General features: G+C 68.5%; 17 protein-coding genes. 8 read left to right on the forward strand and 9 right to left on the reverse strand.

The genetic code is table 11. The features are described from left to right. Positions 1-8: 8 nt before the first annotated feature. The gene (locus Q9R39_RS03430) at positions 9-1127 is read right to left on the reverse strand and encodes an HPP family protein (RefSeq protein WP_311277102.1); all 1119 of its coding nucleotides are present in this window, start codon (positions 1125-1127) and stop codon (positions 9-11) included. Positions 1128-1336: 209 nt separating this feature from the next. On the opposite strand from Q9R39_RS03430, the gene Q9R39_RS03435 reads away from it, so the two are divergent. The 3 genes from Q9R39_RS03435 to Q9R39_RS03445 all read left to right on the forward strand — a co-directional run bounded on the left by Q9R39_RS03435 (position 1337) and on the right by Q9R39_RS03445 (position 4746). Next, on the forward strand, positions 1337-2839 hold the full coding sequence (locus Q9R39_RS03435) for an aldehyde dehydrogenase family protein (RefSeq protein WP_311277103.1): 1503 nt from the start codon (positions 1337-1339) through the stop codon (positions 2837-2839). 40 nt (positions 2840-2879) lie between these two features. Then, the gene (locus Q9R39_RS03440; protein WP_058252381.1) at positions 2880-3998 is read left to right on the forward strand and encodes an NDMA-dependent alcohol dehydrogenase; all 1119 of its coding nucleotides are present in this window, start codon (positions 2880-2882) and stop codon (positions 3996-3998) included. A gap of 109 nt (positions 3999-4107) precedes the next feature. Continuing rightward, the gene (locus Q9R39_RS03445) at positions 4108-4746 is read left to right on the forward strand and encodes a Pr6Pr family membrane protein (protein ID WP_311277104.1); all 639 of its coding nucleotides are present in this window, start codon (positions 4108-4110) and stop codon (positions 4744-4746) included. On the opposite strand, the gene Q9R39_RS03450 is transcribed toward Q9R39_RS03445, so the two are convergent. The 5 genes from Q9R39_RS03450 to Q9R39_RS03470 form a co-directional block, all read right to left on the reverse strand. Then, positions 4743-5396 carry a TetR/AcrR family transcriptional regulator gene (locus tag Q9R39_RS03450; RefSeq protein WP_311277105.1) on the reverse strand — a complete coding sequence of 218 codons (654 nt, stop codon included), beginning with the start codon at positions 5394-5396 and terminating at the stop codon, positions 4743-4745. The genes Q9R39_RS03445 and Q9R39_RS03450 overlap by 4 nt on opposite strands. Positions 5397-5404: 8 nt before the next feature. Beyond that, a complete protein-coding gene (locus Q9R39_RS03455) occupies positions 5405-6577 on the reverse strand; it encodes an acyl-CoA dehydrogenase family protein (protein ID WP_311277106.1) in 1173 nt (390 codons plus the stop codon). A 60-nt stretch (positions 6578-6637) separates the two neighbouring features. Beyond that, the gene (locus Q9R39_RS03460; protein WP_311277107.1) at positions 6638-7798 is read right to left on the reverse strand and encodes an acyl-CoA dehydrogenase family protein; all 1161 of its coding nucleotides are present in this window, start codon (positions 7796-7798) and stop codon (positions 6638-6640) included. Between the two features lie 109 nt (positions 7799-7907). After that, complete coding sequence (locus tag Q9R39_RS03465) at positions 7908-8708, reverse strand: TIGR03084 family metal-binding protein (protein ID WP_078113130.1); 801 nt, start codon at positions 8706-8708, stop codon at positions 7908-7910. Between the two features lie 574 nt (positions 8709-9282). Next, positions 9283-10194, reverse strand: a complete 912-nt coding sequence (locus Q9R39_RS03470) for a PaaI family thioesterase (protein WP_068971216.1) — start codon at positions 10192-10194, stop codon at positions 9283-9285. Between the two features lie 103 nt (positions 10195-10297). On the opposite strand from Q9R39_RS03470, the gene Q9R39_RS03475 reads away from it, so the two are divergent. The 3 genes from Q9R39_RS03475 to Q9R39_RS03485 all read left to right on the forward strand — a co-directional run bounded on the left by Q9R39_RS03475 (position 10298) and on the right by Q9R39_RS03485 (position 13824). Continuing rightward, entirely contained in the window at positions 10298-10759 is a 462-nt protein-coding gene (locus Q9R39_RS03475; protein WP_058252388.1) for a hypothetical protein, read from the forward strand. A gap of 345 nt (positions 10760-11104) precedes the next feature. Next, positions 11105-12694, forward strand: coding sequence for a fatty-acid--CoA ligase FadD1 (gene fadD1 / locus Q9R39_RS03480; protein ID WP_311277108.1), 1590 nt, complete (start codon positions 11105-11107; stop codon positions 12692-12694). Continuing rightward, positions 12691-13824, forward strand: a complete 1134-nt coding sequence (locus Q9R39_RS03485) for a TIGR03857 family LLM class F420-dependent oxidoreductase (protein WP_259936069.1) — start codon at positions 12691-12693, stop codon at positions 13822-13824. The genes fadD1 and Q9R39_RS03485 overlap by 4 nt, the downstream gene beginning before the upstream one ends. A 3-nt stretch (positions 13825-13827) precedes the next feature. Here Q9R39_RS03485 and Q9R39_RS03490 read toward each other — a convergent pair whose 3' ends face one another. Then, entirely contained in the window at positions 13828-14691 is an 864-nt protein-coding gene (locus tag Q9R39_RS03490; protein WP_159371367.1) for a mycofactocin-coupled SDR family oxidoreductase, read from the reverse strand. 249 nt (positions 14692-14940) lie between these two features. On the opposite strand from Q9R39_RS03490, the gene Q9R39_RS03495 reads away from it, so the two are divergent. Together Q9R39_RS03495 and Q9R39_RS03500 are read left to right on the forward strand one after the other, a co-directional pair. Further along, a complete protein-coding gene (locus Q9R39_RS03495) occupies positions 14941-15993 on the forward strand; it encodes a phosphotransferase family protein (protein WP_396275640.1) in 1053 nt (350 codons plus the stop codon). Positions 15994-15996: 3 nt separating this feature from the next. Further along, the gene (locus Q9R39_RS03500; protein ID WP_159371369.1) at positions 15997-16995 is read left to right on the forward strand and encodes an NAD-dependent epimerase/dehydratase family protein; all 999 of its coding nucleotides are present in this window, start codon (positions 15997-15999) and stop codon (positions 16993-16995) included. Positions 16996-17336: 341 nt separating this feature from the next. On the opposite strand, the gene Q9R39_RS03505 is transcribed toward Q9R39_RS03500, so the two are convergent. Both Q9R39_RS03505 and Q9R39_RS03510 read right to left on the reverse strand, forming a co-directional pair. Then, on the reverse strand, positions 17337-18245 hold the full coding sequence (locus tag Q9R39_RS03505; RefSeq protein ID WP_058252394.1) for an SDR family NAD(P)-dependent oxidoreductase: 909 nt from the start codon (positions 18243-18245) through the stop codon (positions 17337-17339). Next, positions 18242-19510 (reverse strand): hypothetical protein, encoded by a 1269-nt coding sequence (locus Q9R39_RS03510; protein ID WP_058252395.1) that lies wholly within the window; start codon positions 19508-19510, stop codon positions 18242-18244. Before Q9R39_RS03510 ends, Q9R39_RS03505 begins: the two co-directional genes overlap by 4 nt. Between the last annotated feature and the right edge of the window lies 1 nt (position 19511).

Here is a 19511-nt window from a genome sequence, read left to right on the forward strand (position 1 = left end):
GCGCGCGGCTACTCCGGCACCGCGGTGCGGGGCACCGGGTCCCGCAGCGTCTGCCGTGCGAGCGCCGCGATGAGGTCGGTCCGGGTCACGATGCCGACCAGGGTGTGCCCCTCCAACACCGGGACCGCGTCGCATCCGCTCTCGGCGAGCAGCGGCAAAAGCGCCCCGACCGGCGTGCCCGGGGTCGCGACGGCCGGTTCCGCCGACATCACGTCCGCGGCGCGCAACTCGACGTCGTTCGAGCGCATCAACCGCCGCACGAGATGGATCTGGAACACCACACCGACGAACATGCCGTCGTCCGACGTCACCGGCAGCGAGGTGAAGCCGTACTCGTCGAAGAGGACGGCGACGTCTCGCAGCGGCGTCTCGGGGTTCACGGTCACCAGGTCTCGGGACATCACGTCCGTCGCGGCGAGCGGGCCCGCGCGGTGACCGGCAGCCTGCAGTTCGGCGGCCCCGATCAGTCGCGCGAGGTCGGCGACACCGAGGTTGAGCGACTGCTCGTACCGGTCGAGGATGCCGGTCAGTTCGTCCTCGTCCAGACCGAGCCGCGCAGCGGGCGGGGGCGCCGCGTCGAACCGGCGATACGGATAACGTCGTCCGGTCAACCGGGCGTACCCGGCGGCGAGGACCACCAGCAGGAGCGTGCCCACGAGGACGGGTGCGAGGACGAACCGGAACCCCAGCGACTGGATCGTCTCCGGACTGAGCGCGGCTGTCATCGCCACCGCGCCGGCAGGCGGATGGACCGCGTGGCACCCGATCATCAAGGCCACGGACAGACCGACCGCGAGCGCCGCCCGAAGCGCGGGCTGGCCGATGGTGAGGGTGGTCGCCACCCCCACGACCGCCGACACCGCGTTGCCGACGGTCGCGGGCCACGGCTGCGCCAACGGACTGTTCGGCGCGGCGAAGACGAGCACGGCGGTCGCCCCGAACGGCGCGATCAGGAAGAGTCCGAGCCGCAGGTCGACCCCCGACGCGGCGAGCACCAGACCGACGAGTCCGAGCGCCACCCCGGCCCCTGCTCCCGCCCGGAGGGCCTCACGGATCGAGATACCCCCGGTCACCGGGCCGAGGCCACGCAGGGCGGCGCCGACCCTGCCCGCTGGGCGCACGTTCACTCTGCTCCTCCGAAGGTCCCTGACTTGTCCGGCGTCTCACGGTAGCCACGCGGTGACGGCCGGTCGCCGCGACCCCTGTACAGCCCAGGTGTTCAGTTTCTGGACACGGCGACACGTCGGAACGGTGAGAGAAATAAGTCAGGTCGAATATGACCGAGATCACTCCACCGACCACATCACCGCCGGCACCACGCCGACCAGGAGGCCACATGACCGCCGTCGTTCCCGACACCGCCCTGCATGAGCGCGTTCGCGATTTCATCTCCGCCGACCGTCCGATGCTGATCGGCGGCGAGTGGGTGTGGTCGGCCTCGGGCCGCACCTTCGAGACCATCGATCCCGCGACGGCGCGTCCGCTCACCTCGGTCGCCCACGGCGACGCGGCCGACATCGACCGCGCGGTCCGCGCCGCGCGCCAGGCCTTCGACGACGGCCCGTGGACCCGGATGAAGCCGAATGAACGCGAACGCCTGCTCTGGCGGGTCGGCGACATCCTCACCGAACGCGCCGAGGAGTTCGGCCAGCTGGAGGCGCTCGACAACGGCAAGGCGGCCACCATCGCCACCGCGGTCGACACCAACTGGTCGGCCGACATCTTCCGCTACAACGCGGGCCTCGCCACCAAGATCACCGGGTCGACGGTCGACGTCTCGATGCCGTTCGTGCCCGGCGGCGAGTTCCACGCGTACACCCTGCGCGAGCCGGTCGGAGTCTGCGGCCTGATCGTGCCGTGGAACTTCCCGCTCCTGATGGCCGCGTTCAAGCTGGCCCCCGCATTGGCGGCCGGCAACACCGTCATCCTCAAGCCGGCCGAACAGACCCCGCTGACGGCCCTGCTCCTCGGCGAGGTGTTCCAAGAGGCCGGCTTCCCACCGGGCGTGGTCAACATCGTCACCGGTTACGGCGAGGCCGGCGCGGCGCTCGCCGCGCACGACGACGTCGACAAGATCGCGTTCACCGGCTCGACGGAGGTCGGCAAGAAGATCGTCGACGCCGCGAAGGGCAACCTCAAGAAGGTGTCGCTGGAACTCGGCGGCAAGAGCCCCAACATCGTTTTCGCCGACGCCGACTTCGAGAAGGCGGTCGCCGGGTCGGTCGCGGCCTGGATGTTCAACCACGGACAGTGCTGTGTCGCCGGAACACGTCTCTTCGTCGAGCGGCCGATCTTCGACGACTTCACCGCGGCCGTCGCCGAGGCTGCCTCGCAGGCCAAGATCGGACCCGGCCTCGACCCGTCGACCGAACTCGGACCGCTGGTCAGCCAAGAGCAGTTCGATCGCGTCTCGGGATACCTGGCGGCGGGCCTCGCCGACGGCGCACGGGCGCTGACGGGTGGAAAGCGTTGGGGCGACGAGGGATTCTTCATCGAACCGACCGTCTTCGTCGACGTCGACCCGAGTTTCTCGATCGTGCAGGAGGAGATCTTCGGTCCCGTCGTCGCCGCCATGCCCTTCGATGCCGACACCGGGGTCGCGGCCGCGGCCAACGACTCCATCTACGGTCTCGCAGCAGGCATCTGGACCACGGATCTGTCCAAGGCGCACCGGACAGCTCGACAGATCAAGGCCGGCTCGGTCTGGGTGAACCAGTACAACGGCTTCGACACCGCCATGCCGTTCGGTGGTTACAAGCAGTCGGGATGGGGGCGCGAACTCGGCTCGTCGGCCATCGAGCTCTACACCCAGACCAAGGCCGTCAACATCTCGCTCTGACCCCCATCCGCCCTCGAGTACACCCAAGGAGCACGATTTCATGTCTCTCACCACCAAGGCAGCCGTCCTCACCGGACCCGGAAAGCCGTTCGAGATCGTCGAACTCGACCTCGACGAGCCCCGCGAAGGCGAGGTGCTGATCAAGTACACCGCGGCCGGCCTGTGCCACTCCGACCTTCACCTGACCGACGGCGACCTCCCGCCCCGCTATCCGATCGTGGGCGGCCACGAGGGTTCGGGGATCATCGAGGCGGTCGGCCCGGGCGTCACCAAGGTCAAGCCCGGCGACCACGTGGTCTGCAGCTTCATCCCCAACTGCGGCACCTGCCGCTACTGCTCCACCGGCCGGCAGAACCTCTGCGACATGGGCGCCACCATCCTCGAGGGATCGATGCCCGATGGCACATTCCGATTCCACGGTGGCGGTGACGATTTCGGAGCCATGTGCATGCTCGGCACCTTCGCCGAACGCGCGACGATCTCGCAGCACTCGGTCGTCAAGGTCGACGAGTGGTTGCCGCTCGACAAGGCAGTGCTCGTAGGTTGCGGCGTGCCCTCGGGCTGGGGCACCTCGGTGTACGCGGGCGGCGTGCGTGCCGGCGACACCGTGGTGATCTACGGCATCGGCGGCCTGGGCATCAACGCGGTGCAGGGCGCGGTGTCGGCCGGGGCCAAATACGTCGTGGTCGTCGACCCAGTCGCGCTCAAGCGCGACACGGCGCTCAAATTCGGTGCAACACATGCCTTCGCCGACGCCGCCGAGGCCGCGGAGAAGGTCAACGAACTGACCTGGGGGCAGGGTGCCGACCAGGCCCTCATCCTCGTCGGCACGGTCGACGCGGAGGTCGTGGCCAACGCGACCGCCGTCGTGGGCAAGGGCGGGACGGTCGTCATCACCGGTCTGGCCGATCCGACGAAGCTGACCGTGCAGGTCTCCGGAACCGATCTGACCCTGAACCAGAAAACCATCAAGGGCAGTCTGTTCGGCTCGGCCAATCCGCAGTACGACATCGTCAAACTGCTGCGCCTGTACGACGCGGGGCAGCTCAAGCTCGACGAACTGGTCACGCAGACCTACACCCTCGACCAGGTCAACGAGGGCTACCAGGATCTGCGGGACGGCAAGAACATCCGCGGGGTCATCATCCACGCGGAGTGAATACCCGGCCGGTTCGCCCGAGGTGCCGTCTCCCTCGGGCGAACCGGCCACCCACGTCGCCGGGCGGACTTTCCGGTCCGCGCCCGCACGAGGTGCTTGAATCACACATGTGACCGTGACCTGGTGGATACGTCTGCTCCGCATCGCCTTTGCCGCCCTGGGCGTCACCGCGCTCGTGTATCAGGCGGTGCTGCGCTACGGCGACGCCGGCTTCACGCTCGCGAACTTCTTCAGCTACTTCACGGTGCTGAGCAATATCTTCGCCGCGCTCATCCTGCTCGTCGGCGGACTGCTGGCCCCGGCAAGCCCGGCCTGGGAGTGGTGCCGCGGGGCGGCGACCACCTGCATGGTCATCACCGGGATCGTCTATGCGCTTCTGCTGCAGGGCATCGACGTCGATGTCACCTACGCCTGGGTGAACGACGTGCTGCATCGCGTCATCCCGCTCGTCATGCTCCTGGACTGGATCGTGGTGCGCGCCCGGCGACTACCCGAACGGGCGTGGCTGTCCTGGCTCACGATCCCGCTCGTGTACGGCGTCTACCCGTTGATCCGCGGGCCGATCGCGGACTGGTATCCCTACCCGTTCATCGATCCGCGCGGGCAGGGTTATCTGTCGATGACGATCTCGCTCGTCGTCGTGTTCGTCGGCATGGCCTTCATGTCGTTCGGCGTCTACTGGGTCGGCACCCGCGGTCGGCGACCCGATGCGCCGGAGCCCGGACAGCCCGCCGCCGAACGCGGTTAGTCCGCGCCCGGCCGGTCCGCGGGCGCGCTCCCGAACGCCGCGACGAGCTGCGCCGACCAGGTGTCTACGACCAGCGCACGCCGGGCGGAGTCATCGGACAGCGTGTCCGCCAGGCCGAGTCCGCGCGCCATGTCCAGAGTCGCCTGCACCAGCCGGTAACCGGTCTCGTCGTCCGGGGCCACCCCCATCGCGGCCATCGTCCGCTGATGGGCCGCGCGGGCGAACTTCGCTTCGAGAGGCAGGATGAGCCGCCGCAGCGCCGCATCGGACGCGGCGGCGGCCCAGACCTGGAGTGCTGCCTTGAATTCGGTGCCGGTGTAGACGTCGACGGCCCGCTGGACGGCGCGGATGACCCGGTCCGGGGTCACTTCGTCGGCCGCCTCCGGCGATGCGTGCGGATCCCCGACCGCAGCGCGGGTCATGTCCTCGAAGACCTGCTCGAGTGCCGCGGTGATGAGGGCTTCGCGCGTCGGGAAGTGATGTTGCGCCGCACCGCGGGACACGCCGGCACGTTCGGCGACCGCGGCCACGGTCGCGGCGGCCCAGCCGTCCGCGGCCAGCGCGTCGACCGTGGACCGCAACAGGCGCTCGCGGGTCAACCGCGAGCGTTCCTGTTGCGGCGAGCGGGTGTTCGCCGACGACGTGGTCACCGCGAGCCTCAGTAGGACTTCGGCAGCCCGAGGCTGGTCTGCGCGACGAAGTTGAGGATCATCTCCCGGCTCACCGGGGCGATGCGGGCGATCCGGGCGAGGCTCAGCATCGGCGCCAGTCCGTACTCGGTGGTCAGACCGTTGCCGCCCAGGGAGTGCACGGCCTGGTCCACGACCTTCACACAGGCCTCGGCGGCCGCGTACTTCGCCATGTTGGCCGGCTCGGCGGCGCCCCAGTCGTCGCCGGCGTCGTAGAGGGTCGCGGCCTTCTGCATCATCAGCTTGGCCATCTCGAGCTCGACCTTGCCCTGGGCGAGCGGGTGCGCGATCGCCTGGTGCGCACCGATCGGCGTCTTCCACACCGTGCGCTCCTTCACGTACGACACCGCCTTGTCGAGCGCGAACCGGCCCATCCCGACGGCCGACGCCGCGGCCATGATGCGTTCCGGATTGAGCCCGGCGAACAGTTGACTCAGGGCAGCGTCCTCGGAGCCGACGAGCGCGTCGGCGGGCAATCGCACATCGTCGAGGAAGAGCTGAAACTGCTTCTCTGGGTTCTGCAGTTCCATGTCGATCATCGTGTACGAGAAGTTCTCCGAGTCGGTGGGGACGATGAAGAGCGCGGGCTTGAGGTTGCCGGTCTTCGCGTCTTCGGTGCGGGCGACGATCAACACGGCCCGCGCCTGGTCGACGCCGGAGATGTAGACCTTCTGGCCGGTGAGCAACCAGTCCGAGCCGTCCCGACGGGCCGTGGTGGTGATCTGGTGGGAATTGGAGCCGGCATCGGGTTCGGTGATACCGAACGCCATCGTGATCGACCCGTCGGCGAGACCCGGCAGCCACCGCTGCTTCTGCTCGTCGGTGCCGAAACGGGCGATGACGTTGCCGCAGATGGCCGGTGAGACGACAAGCATCAGCAGTCCGGTGCCCGACGCGGCGATCTCCTCCATCACGATGGCGAGCTCATACATCCCGGCACCGCCGCCGCCGTACTCCTCGGGGAGATTGACCCCGATGAAGCCGAGCTTGCCCGCCTCGGCCCACAACTCGTCGGTCTTGCGGCCGGTGCGCGCGCACTCACGGAAGTACTCCTGTCCGTACTTCGCGGCGAGTCCGGCGACCGCCGCGCGCAGCTCGGCGCGTTCGGTGGTCTCCACGAACGGATTGGTGTCCACGGTCATGTCGATGCTCCCTGTCTCGGTCTTCGATGTGGTTCGGCGGCGGACGATCTCGGCAGCCGGTCAGGCCTGGTAACCGAGCCGTTTGGCGGCCAGTCCGTTGAGGATCTCGGTGGTGCCGCCACCGATCCCGATGATGCGCATGTCGCGGTATTGCCGTTCGACCTCGGTGCCGGTCATGTAACCGAGACCGCCGTGCAGCTGAACGGCTTTGTTGGCCACCCACTCCCCCGCCTCGACCGCGGTGTTCTTGGCGAAGCACACCTCGGCGATGAGGTCGTCGGTGGAGCTGACCTTCCGTTCGACGAGGGCCCGCGTGTAGGTGCGGGCGATGTCGATGCGGCGTGCCATCTCGATCAGGGTGTCCTGCACCGACTGCCGGGCGATGATCGGTTTGCCGAAGGTCTCACGGTCGCGCGCCCACCGCAGGGTGAGGTCGAGGCAGCGTTGCGCACTGGCGTACGCCTGCACCGCCAGACCGGACCGTTCGGTGACGAAAGCGGTTGCTATCTGCGAGAATCCGGAGTTCTCCGGTCCGACCAGGTTGGTGACCGGCACCCGCGCATCGACGAAGGACAGTTCCGCGGTGTCGGAACTGCGCCACCCCATCTTGTCCAGCTTCCGCGTGACCTCGAAACCGGGTGTGCCCTTTTCAACGACGAGCAGTGAGACGCCCGCGGCTCCCGGCCCTCCGGTGCGGACGGCGACGACGACGAAGTCGGCGCGGACCGCGGAGGTGATGTAGGTCTTGGAACCGTTGACGACGTAGTGATCCCCGTCGCGCTCCGCTTTGGTCGTCAGGTGGCCGACGTCGCTGCCCCCGCCCGGCTCGGTGATCGCGAGACTCCCGATCTTCTCGCCCGCGAGCGTGGGCCGCACCCACCGGTCGATCTGGTCGTGGTCGCCGGCCGCGATCAGGTGCGGCAGGGCGATGCCATGGGTGAACAGCGACGCGAAGACGCCACCGGCCGCGCCGGCGTAGTGGAGTTCCTCGCCGAGGATCGTGCTGTCGATCAGATCACCGCCGGAACCACCCACCTCCTCGGGGACCCCGAGCCCGAACAGACCCAGTTTGGCCGCCTCGATGTGCAGTTCACGGGGGATGGCACCCTCGCGCTCCCAGTCGTCCTGGAACGGGAGGATGTGTTTGTCGACGAATCGGCGCACGGTGGAACGCAATTCGAGGCGTTCGGGCGTCTCCCAGATCGGACTGGCGATGGGCATCGTGTTCTCCTGTCGGACTGCGTGCGACTGCGTGCTGCTGCGATCGGACGATTCGGCGGCGTAAGGGGGCGGTGGACCTCAGCGGCGGACGGCGACGACGACGGGCGTCTCAGCTCGCCCGCGGTTCGCGACCCGGCCCGGGCGGACCTGCGAAACACTGTGCGATACCCGACCATTCGACCGCGTCGGGTCCGGTGAGCTCGAGTGCGAGGTCGGCGAGTGCGCGTCGCTGGGTCACCAGGAAGCAGAAGTCGAGTGCTGGCCCGCGCACGCTGTTCGACGCGTCGTCCGGGCCCCAGGTCCAGATCTCGCCCGACGGCGCGGTGAGCGCGTAGTGGAACGGCTCGGCCGGGGGCGTGCGGCCGTTGACGATGTAGGCGAAGTCGCGTGTGCGGACGCCGATGTGGGCGACGCTGCGGATCCGATCGGTCGGCACGACGGGAACACCGAGGGCGTCGGCGACATCGAGGCCGTGCGCCCATGTCTCCATCAGGCGCGCGGTCGCCATCGACGCCGCGGACATCGGTGGTCCGAACCACGGGATCTTGACGCCGGCCGGTACCTCGCGCAGCGCGTCGGCGAGACGGTCGCGCGCCGCCCGCCACCCGGCCAGGATCTCGTCGGCCGGCGCGGCGGCCCCCGCTTCGGCGGCGTCGTCGACGTAGGTCGCCACGCTGCTCGCCGCCTCCGAGAGCAGTGCGCCGAACCGGTCCGGGTCGGTGGCCGCGACCGCCGCCACCTCGTCGGTCCACGCCAGATGCGCGATCTGGTGCGCGATCGTCCACCCCGGCGCCGGCGTGGGGGTGGCCCAGCCCGCATCGTCGAGACCCGCGACGAGCGTGTCGAGCTGCGCGGATTCGGCTTCGAGGTCGGCGACGACGCCGATCACGGCTGCTTGTCCCTCAGGCATGCGATCACCCTCACACACGGCATCAGAAGAATCAAGCGCGCTTGATTGTTTTTCCCGCAGGGACGACCCGGCGCTTTCACCACCGGTGGTTGAGCCGGCACCGAGCGGAGCCGCCGGGCCGAGCAAGCGACGGAGGAGCGCGTCGAGGTCGAGGCGCCGAGTCGAAGCCACTCGACAACCCGCGCCCCCACCGCTGGTTGAGCCGGCACCGAGCGCAGCCGCCGGGCCGACCAAGCGACGAAGGAGCGCGTCGAGTCGAAGCCACTCGACAACCCGCGCCCCCACCGCTGGTTGAGCCGGCACCGAGCGGAGCCGCCGGGCCGAGCAAGCGACGAAGGAGCGCGTCGAGGTCGAGGCGCCGAGTCGAAGCCACTCGGCGACCCGAGCCCCACCGCTGGTTGAGCCGGCACCGAGCGGAGCCGCCGGGCCGAGCAAGCGACGAAGGAGCGCGTCGAGGTCGAGGCGCCGAGTCGAAGTCACTCGGCGACCCGGGCACAAGAGGTGACCTCGACCGACGCGGCAACCTCGCCACGCCCGATAGACGCTGCTCGGCCGGCTGACGACCCAACTGCGGTCAGCGGTAGTGGATGTCGACCGTGGCTCGGCTCAGCAGGACGTCGTCGTAGGAGGTCATCGTCGCCTCGAAGGACGAGATGCGGCGGCCGAGCTTGATCGGCGTCACCTCGACCACCACTTCACTGCCGTCGACAGCAGGTGAGCGGTAGAAGCCGATCGCCATGTCCCCGATCGAGTACTCCTGCCCGGCACCGGCATGCAGATGCCCGGCGAACGATGCCGCCTGGCCGGCGATGGTGGCGATGACGCCGCCGTGCATGGTGCCGAACATGTTGCCCATCCACGGTTCGGTGGCGCTGCGAAAGCGGATGCCGGACTCACGGTCGGTGGTGCCGTCGATCACCTCGACGCGGCCGTTGAGCATGTCGGTGAGCGGGCCGGGTTCCCGCATCTTCGACGCGATCTCCTCGACCACGGCCCGCCCGGACAGCGCGGCGGGTATGCGCTCGGGCAGAACGGACCCGCCATCGTCGCTGCATTGCGGTATCGCGTGGCCGATCTCGGCGGACGGGGTGGCACCGGTCGGGGCACGGCCGACGCGGACGTTGCGTGCGGTCCCGACGCAGCACAGGTCCCCGGTACCGGTGCGGATCTCGACCGACGTCGAACCCCAGGCGTCGTCGTGCATGACCACCTCGGCCCGTGCGGCGACCAGGTCGCCCACTTCTGCGCGACCGTGCGTGGACATCGTCAGGCGTGCCTGGAGGGTCGCCGCGGCGGGGTCGTCGTGGATGCGATGGAACGGGATACCACCGCAGTGATCGAACAGCACGGCGAGCGCCGGCAGCTCGATCACGCCCCGATGGTCGGCGAACCGCGGGCACAGCCGCTGCGAGGCCCGCACCCCCGACTCCGACACCGAGATGTCGCCGAGGTGGAACGCGGACAGGGGATCGTGCGGCTGGCTCATGAAATCTCTTGTATCAGCGATGTACCGCCGATCTCACAGTGGAGAGTCCAATCTCACTCCCGTAGTCTGGGTGCGTACGTGTCCAGAGTGACGGGAGAGACAGATGCGACGCACAACTGTGGCGACGATCGGGGCGATTGCGGCAGTGGGAGCGTTCGGCGTAGGAGCAGGCACCGCCTCCGCCGCACCCGCGGAACGACCCCTCAGCGTGGAGCAGGTCCCCAACGCCGGCGTCACCGTCGGCGCCAGCGGCATCACGGGCGGTTTCGTGGCGGGCATCCTCGCCTCGGCCACCGAACCCGGGGTCACGCTGATCACGCTCAACACGACGCCCACCGAGTCCTGCGCCACCAACCTGAAGGATGCGCGCGTCGGGATCACCTGGAAGAACACCTCCACCGGGGCGTCCGGCGACGAGGTCTTCGCCGCATGTGCGGACGGACGTCCGTCCGACGGGGTCGCCGTTGCGACCGGAGCGGGATCGGTCGAGTTCACCACGACGATCCTCGGCCAGGGCGACCAGACCTTCACGGTCGTCCCGGGCAGCGGATCGTTCACGCGCTGACGCCGAGCCGACCACACCCACTCCGCTGAGCGGGAGGGCGCGAGCCACCCACCCTGCTCCCTGATCTGAAAGAAGCCCGTAACCCGTGCTCCCTGAGGTGTGAGGAGCGCAAGCCGCCGGGCCGAGCAAGCGACGAAGGAGCGCGTCGAGGTCGACGAGCCTCGAAGGGCTGGCGAGACACGTTGTTACACCCTTCGTGGCTCGCTTCGCTCGCACCTCAGGGAGCATGGAGATCAGACGCTCACGAGTGTTCTTTCAAAGGTCACGGCGACCCCCTCCGGTACCGCAGTAGACAATTCTGCAAATCTGTATACACGTGCGGTGAACACGTTCTAGATTTGCCGCATGGCCGAGACAGTCACCCAGCTCCTGCAGGCACGCGCCGACGACGACAACCTCGCGATCACCTACGAGGGTCGGCAATGGACGTGGCGCGAGTACATTCGCGACGCCGAACGCGCCGCGTCGGCGATTCTCGGCATCGCCGACACCGAGCGCCCGCTGCATGTGGGTGTGCTGCTCGGGAACACGCCGGACATGCTGATCGCCCTGGCCGCCGGCGCGCTGGGCGGTTACGTGACGGCGGGGATCAACAACACTCGCCGCGGTGAGGGTCTGGCGGCCGACATCGTGCGCGCGGACTGTCAGATCCTGCTCACCGACGCCGAGCACCGCCCTCTCCTCGATGGCTTGGAGCTACCGGGCGTGACGGTGCTGGACACCTCTACTCCGCAGTGGGCCGAGATGCTCTCCGGCGCCGCGGAGTTGACCCCGCATTCGGCACCCGGGGCGATGGACACGTTCATGCTGATCTTCACCTCGGGGACCAGTGGAAACCCCAAGCCGGTCCAGTTCGCGCACATGATGATGCCGTTCGCGGGTCCGGTGCTCGCCGACAAATACGACATCGGCCCCGGCGACGTCTGCTACCTGTCGATGCCCCTGTTCCACAGTGCCGCGCTCATGGGGGGTTACTGCGTCGCACTGTGCGGCGGTGCCGCGATCGCGCCCGCCAAGTTCTCCGCCTCGACCTTCCTGGCCGACATCCGCCGCTACAACGCGACGTACATGAACTACGTGGGCAAACCGCTCGCCTACATCCTGGCCACCGAGGAGAGGCCCGACGACGCCGACAATCCGCTCCGGGTGGCGTTCGGCAACGAGGCCACCGACCGCGACATCGACGATTTCTCGCGCCGGTTCGGTTGCACCGTCTGGGACGGCTTCGGTTCCACCGAGCTGGCGATCATCATCACCCGTGAGCCCGGCACGCCGCACGGTTCGATCGGCAAGGGTTTCCCGAACGTCGCCGTGTACAACTCGTCGACGCTGACCGAATGTCCGCGTGCCGAATTCGACTCCAGCGGAGCGCTTATCAATGCCGACGACGCGATCGGCGAGCTGGTGAACATCGAGGGCGGCGGGATGTTCATGGGCTACTACAACGATTCCGACGCCACCAGCGAGCGTCTCCGCCACGGGATGTACTGGTCGGGCGACCTCGCGTACAAGGACGCCGACGACTGGATCTACCTCGCCGGCCGGACCGGCGACTGGATGCGCGTCGACGGCGAGAACCTCGCCGCCGGACCGATCGAACGGGTGCTGTTGCGCGTTCCCGAGATCAATCGCGTTGCCGTGTATGCCGTTCCGGACGACCACGTCGGCGATGCGGTGATGGCCGCCGTTGTCCTGCAGGACGGCGTCGAGCTGACCCCGGAGTCCTTCGCCGAACAGCTTGCCGCACAGGCCGACCTGTCGCCGAAAGCGTGGCCGACGTATGTCCGGATCGAGGACGACCTGCCCACGACCGCAACGAACAAGATCCTCAAGCGCACCCTGAAATCCGAGGGAGCCGTCCCCGGCACGGGCACACTCTGGGTGCGCGAGCCGCGGTCCCGCGTGTATCGACAAGCCGTCGCCGCACAGGCATGACCTCGACCGCGGCCACCATACCGACACCGGAATCCGTCCCTCAGCAAACGCTTCCGGAGATCGGCTACTACGCACTCTCGCGCCATCCGGTCGATCCCGCCGAACTCGCCGACGAAGCGGGGCTCGCCGACCGCGCGGGCTTCGGTGCCGCCTTCGTCTCCGAGCGGTTCAACGTGAAGGACGCGGCCGTACTCGCGGGCGGTCTCGCGGCGGCGAGTCGCCGGATGGGCGTCGCCACGGCCGCGACCAACCACAACACCCGTCACCCCATCATCACCGCGTCCATGGCCGCCACGTTGTCGACCATGACGGGTGGTCGCTTCGCGCTCGGCCTCGGTCGTGGATTCGCCGCACAGTGGCAGGTTCTCGGGGTTCCCGATGTCACGAGCGCCCAGCTCACCGACGCCGCCTCGGTGTTGCGCACCCTTTGGCGCGGCGAGATGATCCTGGGCCACGACGGCCCGCTCGGCACCTACGACTACCTCAACCTCGGTGTCGCGGTTCCACCGGTCCCCATCCTGCTCGTGACGATGTCGCCCAACACCTTACGTCTTGCCGGGCGCATCGCCGACGGTGTCGTCCTGCACACGTTCTTCTCCGACGAGGCCACCATCGCCGCGGTCGAGACCGTCCGGGCGGCGGCCGCCGAGGCCGGTCGGGACCCCGCTTCGGTGCGCATCTGGTCGGTACTGGCCACCGTGCCCGACCATCTCGGTGATGACGACCGGTTGCGACGTCTGTACGGCCGGCTCGCGACCTATCTCCAGGGGTATCCGGACGTCCTGATGCGTGCCAACGGATGGCGTGGGGATGATCTCGAACGAATCAGAGACAGTCCGGCTTTCGCCGGCGCCCGCGGGCCGATCGACGCCACTGCCACCGCCGACGAACTCACCCGGCTCGCCGAGGTCATCCCGGCGTCGTGGGTCGCCGACAGCGCGGTCGGCAGTGCCGAACAGTGCGCGGCCGCCGTGGCGCGCCAGTTCGACCTGGGAGTCGACTCGGTCATCATGCACGGCGCCGCGCCGTCGGAACTGTTGTCGGTGCTGACGGCGTACCGGTCGATACGACCCGCCTTGCCGGCTCTGCCAGTGAACCCGGGTTCGGTTGCGGGACCACCGGTTCAGTGACCGTCAGTCGGGCACGCCGGGTGGCACCGAGTTCAGCAACGCGCCCGCCTCGACCCGGAGCTGTTGACCGGTCACGTACCGGGCAGCATCGGACACCAGGTAGAGGACCGCCTCGGTGACATCCTCCGGCGCGAGCAGGTCCACCGGCATCGCGTGCAACGACGCGAAGACGTCCTTGACGTCGTCGTAGACCGGCTTCTCGAGATCGGGTCGGAACAGCCGGTAGATCTCGTCGTGATGCACCATCGCGGTGTCGACGTTGCCGGGATGAATCGCGTTGACGCGAATACCTTTCGGCGCCAGGTGCCGGGCGAGGTCGTTGACGAGTCGCGCCACCGCTCGTTTCGAGTGGCCGTAACCGCCTGCACCCGGCCCGGCCTGCGCGGACTCGAACGACGGCATGAACGCGGCCATCGAACCGATGCAGACGATCGATGCACCCGCTTCGAGGTGCGGCAGAGACAACTCGAGGGTGTTGATCACCCCACCGAGATTCACCGACACCGTGTTCAGCCAGGTGACCGAGGGACTCTCGGGCCCGAGCGGGCTGATACCGGCGTTGGCCACGACGATGTCGAGTCTGCCGAACTGCGCCACCGCGTCGTCGATCGCGGCCTGCAGGGCGTCCCGGCTGCGGACGTCGGCGATCTTCGCGATCACCCAACTGTCCGTCGCGTCGACCATCTTCGCGGTCTGCTGCAGGTCGTCCGGCGTGCTCATGGCGTAATTGACCGTCGTGATCTGATCGCAGATGTCGATGGCGATGATGTCGGCGCCCTGCTCGGCCATCCGCACGGCGTGGCTGCGCCCCTGACCCCGTGCCGCGCCCGTCACGAGTGCGACCTTCCCGTCGAGTCTGGTACTCACTCGCGCTCTCCTCGTCCCGGCGGCCACGAGTCCGGACGCCGCGTCTCCGCGCAGCCTAGCCGACGGCCATCCTTCGTGTGGCGGAATGGATTTGCTGTTCGCAAGGTCGCCCGGCGTGGCCGGCCTGCACAGCTGCACACCGCCGCGCCGGTTCCCTGGACACCAGTCCAATTCCTCGGTAGTGTCCGATCAGCGGCCTGGGTGAGCCCGGTCACATCGGCCCGGCCCGCGCAGCTCGATCGAAAGGGCGTGCCCGTGCCGGACACCGTCGGAATCCCGACTTGCATAGACGAACTCACCCCGACGTGGTTGACCTCATTCCTCCGCTCTCACGGTCACGACGTCAGCGTAGAGTCGGTCAGTGCCGAACCGGTGGGAACCGGGCAGATGGCGGGTTCCTATCGCCTCCACCTCGGGCACGACAGCCCAGCGACGTTGCCCGACACCATGATCGCGAAGCTCGCGACCGGCTCACCGGACCAGCGCGAGTTCGGATCGGGGGTGTTCCGCAACGAGGTGCGCTTCTACCGCGACCTCGCCGGGTCGTTCACGGTGCCGATGCCAGACTGCTTCGCCGCGACCATCTCCGACCGCGGCACCGAGTTCGTACTCCTGCTGGAGGACATGTGCGCGGCCGTGCAGGGCGATCAGATCGCCGGCTGCACACCCGCGCAGGCCGAGGCGGTAGCCGTGGCGACTGCCGGTCTGCACGCTCCCCGGTGGAACGATACGACCCTGCTGGCCGAGATGCCGTTGCCCACCGACGCCGACCGGGAAGTGATGGAGTCGATCCTCGCTCCGATGGCCGAGGTCTATCGCGAGCGCTTCTCCCCTATCGGTCCGTCATCGGCAGCGGTCGATTGGCTCGTCCGTGAGGCCGGCCAGTGGCTGGTCGCCCCGCTGGACAATGCCACCCTGATCCACGGCGACCTCCGGGTCGACAACGTCCTGTTCGGCCCGTCCGGTGAGGTCACGGTGATCGACTGGCAGACCATCACCACCGGTAACCCGCTGCGCGACATCGCCTTCCTGCTGAGTACCAGTCTGACCACCGCCGACCGGCGCCGGCACGAGCGCGGCATCGTCGCCTCGTACCATCGGGCGCTGGTCACCGCGGGCGTCGGCGACTACACGCTCGACGACTGCTGGGACGACTACGTCGGCAACCTGATCCAGGCACCGCTGATCATCGTGTTCGGCTCCGCTGCTGCACAACCCACCGAGCGCGGCAATGCGATGTTCGATGCGATGCTGTCCCGCAGCGCAGCCGCGATCGACGATCTCGCACCCGGAGGGCTGTGAACCGTGCCGTCACTGGTCATCGGGGGCAACGGGTTTCTCGGTTCTCATCTCGTTCGGCAGCTCGTGGACGCGGGCGCGGAGGTGCGGGTGTTCACCCGGCCCACGAGTGACCTCCGGACCCTGGCCGGTCTCGGCGTCGATCACGTGACGGGCGATCTCTTCGACGCCGACGCCGTCGCGCGGGCGATGACCGGTTGCGACGTGGTGTTCCACTGCGCGGTCGACACGCGCGCGTGGTTGCGCGATCCGGCACCGCTGTACCGGACGAACGTCGAGGCCCTGCGTTCGGTGCTCGACGTCGCAGCCCGGATGCCACTGCGGAAGTTCGTGTTCACCAGCACCGCGGCGACCATCGGGCGGGTGAACGGCCGTCGGGCGACGGAGGACGATGTGTTCAACTGGGCCGCGCGGGCTCCCGCCTATGTGCGCAGTCGCGTGGCCGCCGAGGACCTGGTGCTGCGTCGAGCGCAGGACGACGCGGTACCCGCCCTCGCGATGTGCGTCGCCAACACCTACGGACCCGGCGACTGGCAACCAACTCCCCACGGCGCATTCGTTGCCGGTGCGGCGCTGGGCAAGTTACCGTTCACCGTCCGCGGCTGTCGCGCCGAGTCGGTCGGCATCGACGACGCCGCGCAGGCGCTGCTCCTCGCGGCGGACCGCGGCGAGGTCGGCGAACGCTACATCGTCTCCGAGCGGTCCATCGACACCGGTGAGATCGTGGCCATCGCCGCCGCGACCGCCGGTCGTCAGCCCCCGCGCGTCGTTCTCAACCGCGCTGCGCTGTACACCTTCGGGGCGGTGGGTTCCGCCCGAGCGACGCTGACGCGCAAGCCGGTGCAGTTGACGATCCCCTCGGTCCGGTTGATGCACTTCATGTCCGAGATGGACCACGGCAAGGCCGAACGCGACCTCGGATGGCATCCACGCCCGGTGACCGAGGCCATCGCCGACGGTGCCCGCTTCTGGCTCGAACGACGCGCCGTCCGCCGCGCTGGTTGAGCCGACACAACCACCTCGCTGGTTGAGCCGGCACCGAGCGAAGCCGCCGGGCCGAGCAAGCGACGAAGGAGCGCGTCGAGGTCGAGGCGCCGAGTCGAAGCCACTTGGTGACCTCGACGAGCTCGGTCAGCGGGCGAGTCAACCCGCCCTGCTCCCCAATCCCCAAGAACCGCAAAAGCACTGGTCCCTGAGGTGCGAGGAGCGATAGCGACGAGCCACGAAGGGCCTGGTGGGGCACCTTGCGAGCCCTTCGTGGCTCGCTTCGCTCGCACCTCAGGGAGCAGAGGGGTGGCCCTCCGCAAGCTCCGCACGCTTCTCAGGGAGGACGAACGCGATCGATCTCAGGGACCGGAAGGCCCGGCCAGGATGCCGGCGAGTTCGTCAAGGCTGTAGGGCGAGGTGCCCTTGTGGTCGCGGTAAGCGACGAAACTCGCCTGCTGCGACTCGAACCGGCCGATGAATCCACCGGCAGCGCTGAAGATCTCGCCGGTGATGTGCTCGGCCGCGTCACTGGCCAGGAACACGTACAGCGGGGCGACGTACTCGGGCGGGGCGGGATCGAGCGCCGCGTCGCGCGTGGGGTCGTCGAGGATTCCGCGACGATGGAGTCCTTCGATGTGGGCGACGTAGTCGTCGCCGGAGGACAACCTCGACTTCGCTCCCGGCATCACCACGTTGACGCGTACGTGATGATCCCGGAGGTCCGCGGCCGCGGCGAGGGCGAGTGCGTTGACGCCGCCCTTCGCCGCGGGATAGCCGCTGCCACCGAACATTCCGAGCGAGGCCGCCGAACCCGTGAGCACGACCGACCCCGATCCTTGTTCGACGAACACCCTCCCCGCGGCCTGTAGGAGATGGAAGGCGCTCATCAGGTGGGCGTCGATCTGCTCGCGGAACTCGTCGGAAGCGATCGTCAGCACCGTCGAACCGGGAGGTTCGGCGATGCCGGCGCAGTTGATGGCGATGTCGAGGGCACCGAACTCCGCCAGCGCCGCCTCGACCATCGCCTGCGCCACTCCGTCGTCACCCGCGGACCCGCGAACGCCCACGGCATATCCGCCGCCGCCGCGGATCTCGGCGACGGTGTCGTCGACGGCCTGTCCGTCGCGACCGTTGACGACGACCGAGACTCCCTGTCCGGCCAGCGCATACGAGACGGCCAGTCCGATACCGCGGGTCGCGCCTGCGACAACGGCGACCCGGCCCCCCAGTCCCGCGCCGCCAGGTGACCAACCGCCGCCCGACGTCACGCCGAGCTGCCCACCGGCGTGATCGGGATCGACCGCCCGCGGTCGACGAATTCGAAACTCGCGCCCCCGCTGAAGCGTGCGACGGCCACCTCACCGTACTCCTTCTGCGGCGTGTCCGCCTTGGTGATCCGGACGACGAGATCGCCGTCGGCCTCGGTCGCGTCCGCGACGACGAGATACGGATCGACGGCGGTCGCCGCCGCCTGCAACGGTTCGACGTGGTCGACATCGAGTATCGACGTCCAACCGCCGTCGGTCATCGCATAGGACTCCCGGGGGATTCGGACGGTGACCGTGTCCCCGTCGGCCTCTGCGGTGAGTCCCGTGTACTGGGTCGGACCGAAACACGGATGCAGTGCCAGTACCTGGGCGAGACCTGCGGCGTCGGCGGACAGATCGAGCGCGACGCGAATCCGGTCGGCAGCGAGTCCGGCGATGCCGATCAGCTGCTTGCGGAAGATCTCGGTGGTCTGCGCCTCGCTCTCGGCATACCTGCGCAGGCTGACGAGGAAGCCCAGCGACAGCAACTGGTGTTGCAGCGCAACCTCCTCGGCGACCCGCACCAGAGCCGACGTCGACCACTCCGCGAACTGCAGATCCTCGACGAGCGGGCCGCGGTAGTCGACCCAGCCGTCGGTCTCCGTGGTGTCGATGGCCGACAGGACGAGTTGACCGGCCCTCGTCTCGAACATGTCGACCGAATCCGGTGGGAGCGGCAGCTCGTCTCGATCCGGTTCGATCGTGACCGTCCACTCACAGTGCGGCGTGCGATCGACCGGTCGACGCGGGGGGCGATGAACCGGACGGATTCGTGCGCGCCGGTTGGTCGCGATCGCCGTCGCATCGAAGGTGGGGTCCTCGATGTCGTGGCACATGGTGGTCACGTAGTCGTCGCCGAGGGGTTCGACGTCGAGCAGCGCGCCGCAGTGATCGAGCACGAACGACCCGTGGTACTCGTCGTCGATGCGGTATCGGAAGTCCATGAACTGGGGTGGCGCACCGATGTCGAGTTGCAGACACTTGAACATGTCCTCGACACCGTCGCCGTCGATACCCAGGGCCGTGCGCATGCGATGCGTGTAGACCGGACTCGCGGCCATCCACTCCTCGATGGCGACCTTGCCCATCACGTCCCTGCCGAAGGCGCTGATGAGATGCGCCATGCCGCTGCGGTCGATCATCTGACCCGACAGCAGCAGTTCCGGTACGAGCACGGCGAGCTGATCCTGACTCAGACCTTGGTAGGTCGGGGCTGTGGAAGTCATG

The organism is Gordonia sp. AC31 (assembly GCF_031844505.1).
GTDB classification, from domain to species: Bacteria; Actinomycetota; Actinomycetes; order Mycobacteriales; family Mycobacteriaceae; genus Gordonia; species Gordonia hongkongensis.

Coding starts and splice junctions, on each gene's coding strand:
- Q9R39_RS03435 (WP_311277103.1), top strand. CDS start 1,337: ATGACCGCCGTCGTTCCCGACACCGCCCTGCATGAGCGCGTTCGCGAT.
- Q9R39_RS03440 (WP_058252381.1), top strand. CDS start 2,880: ATGTCTCTCACCACCAAGGCAGCCGTCCTCACCGGACCCGGAAAGCCG.
- Q9R39_RS03455 (WP_311277106.1), bottom strand. CDS start 6,577: ATGACCGTGGACACCAATCCGTTCGTGGAGACCACCGAACGCGCCGAG.
- Q9R39_RS03460 (WP_311277107.1), bottom strand. CDS start 7,798: ATGCCCATCGCCAGTCCGATCTGGGAGACGCCCGAACGCCTCGAATTG.
- Q9R39_RS03465 (WP_078113130.1), bottom strand. CDS start 8,708: ATGCCTGAGGGACAAGCAGCCGTGATCGGCGTCGTCGCCGACCTCGAA.
- Q9R39_RS03470 (WP_068971216.1), bottom strand. CDS start 10,194: ATGAGCCAGCCGCACGATCCCCTGTCCGCGTTCCACCTCGGCGACATC.
- Q9R39_RS03475 (WP_058252388.1), top strand. CDS start 10,298: ATGCGACGCACAACTGTGGCGACGATCGGGGCGATTGCGGCAGTGGGA.
- fadD1 (WP_311277108.1), top strand. CDS start 11,105: ATGGCCGAGACAGTCACCCAGCTCCTGCAGGCACGCGCCGACGACGAC.
- Q9R39_RS03485 (WP_259936069.1), top strand. CDS start 12,691: ATGACCTCGACCGCGGCCACCATACCGACACCGGAATCCGTCCCTCAG.
- Q9R39_RS03510 (WP_058252395.1), bottom strand. CDS start 19,510: ATGACTTCCACAGCCCCGACCTACCAAGGTCTGAGTCAGGATCAGCTC.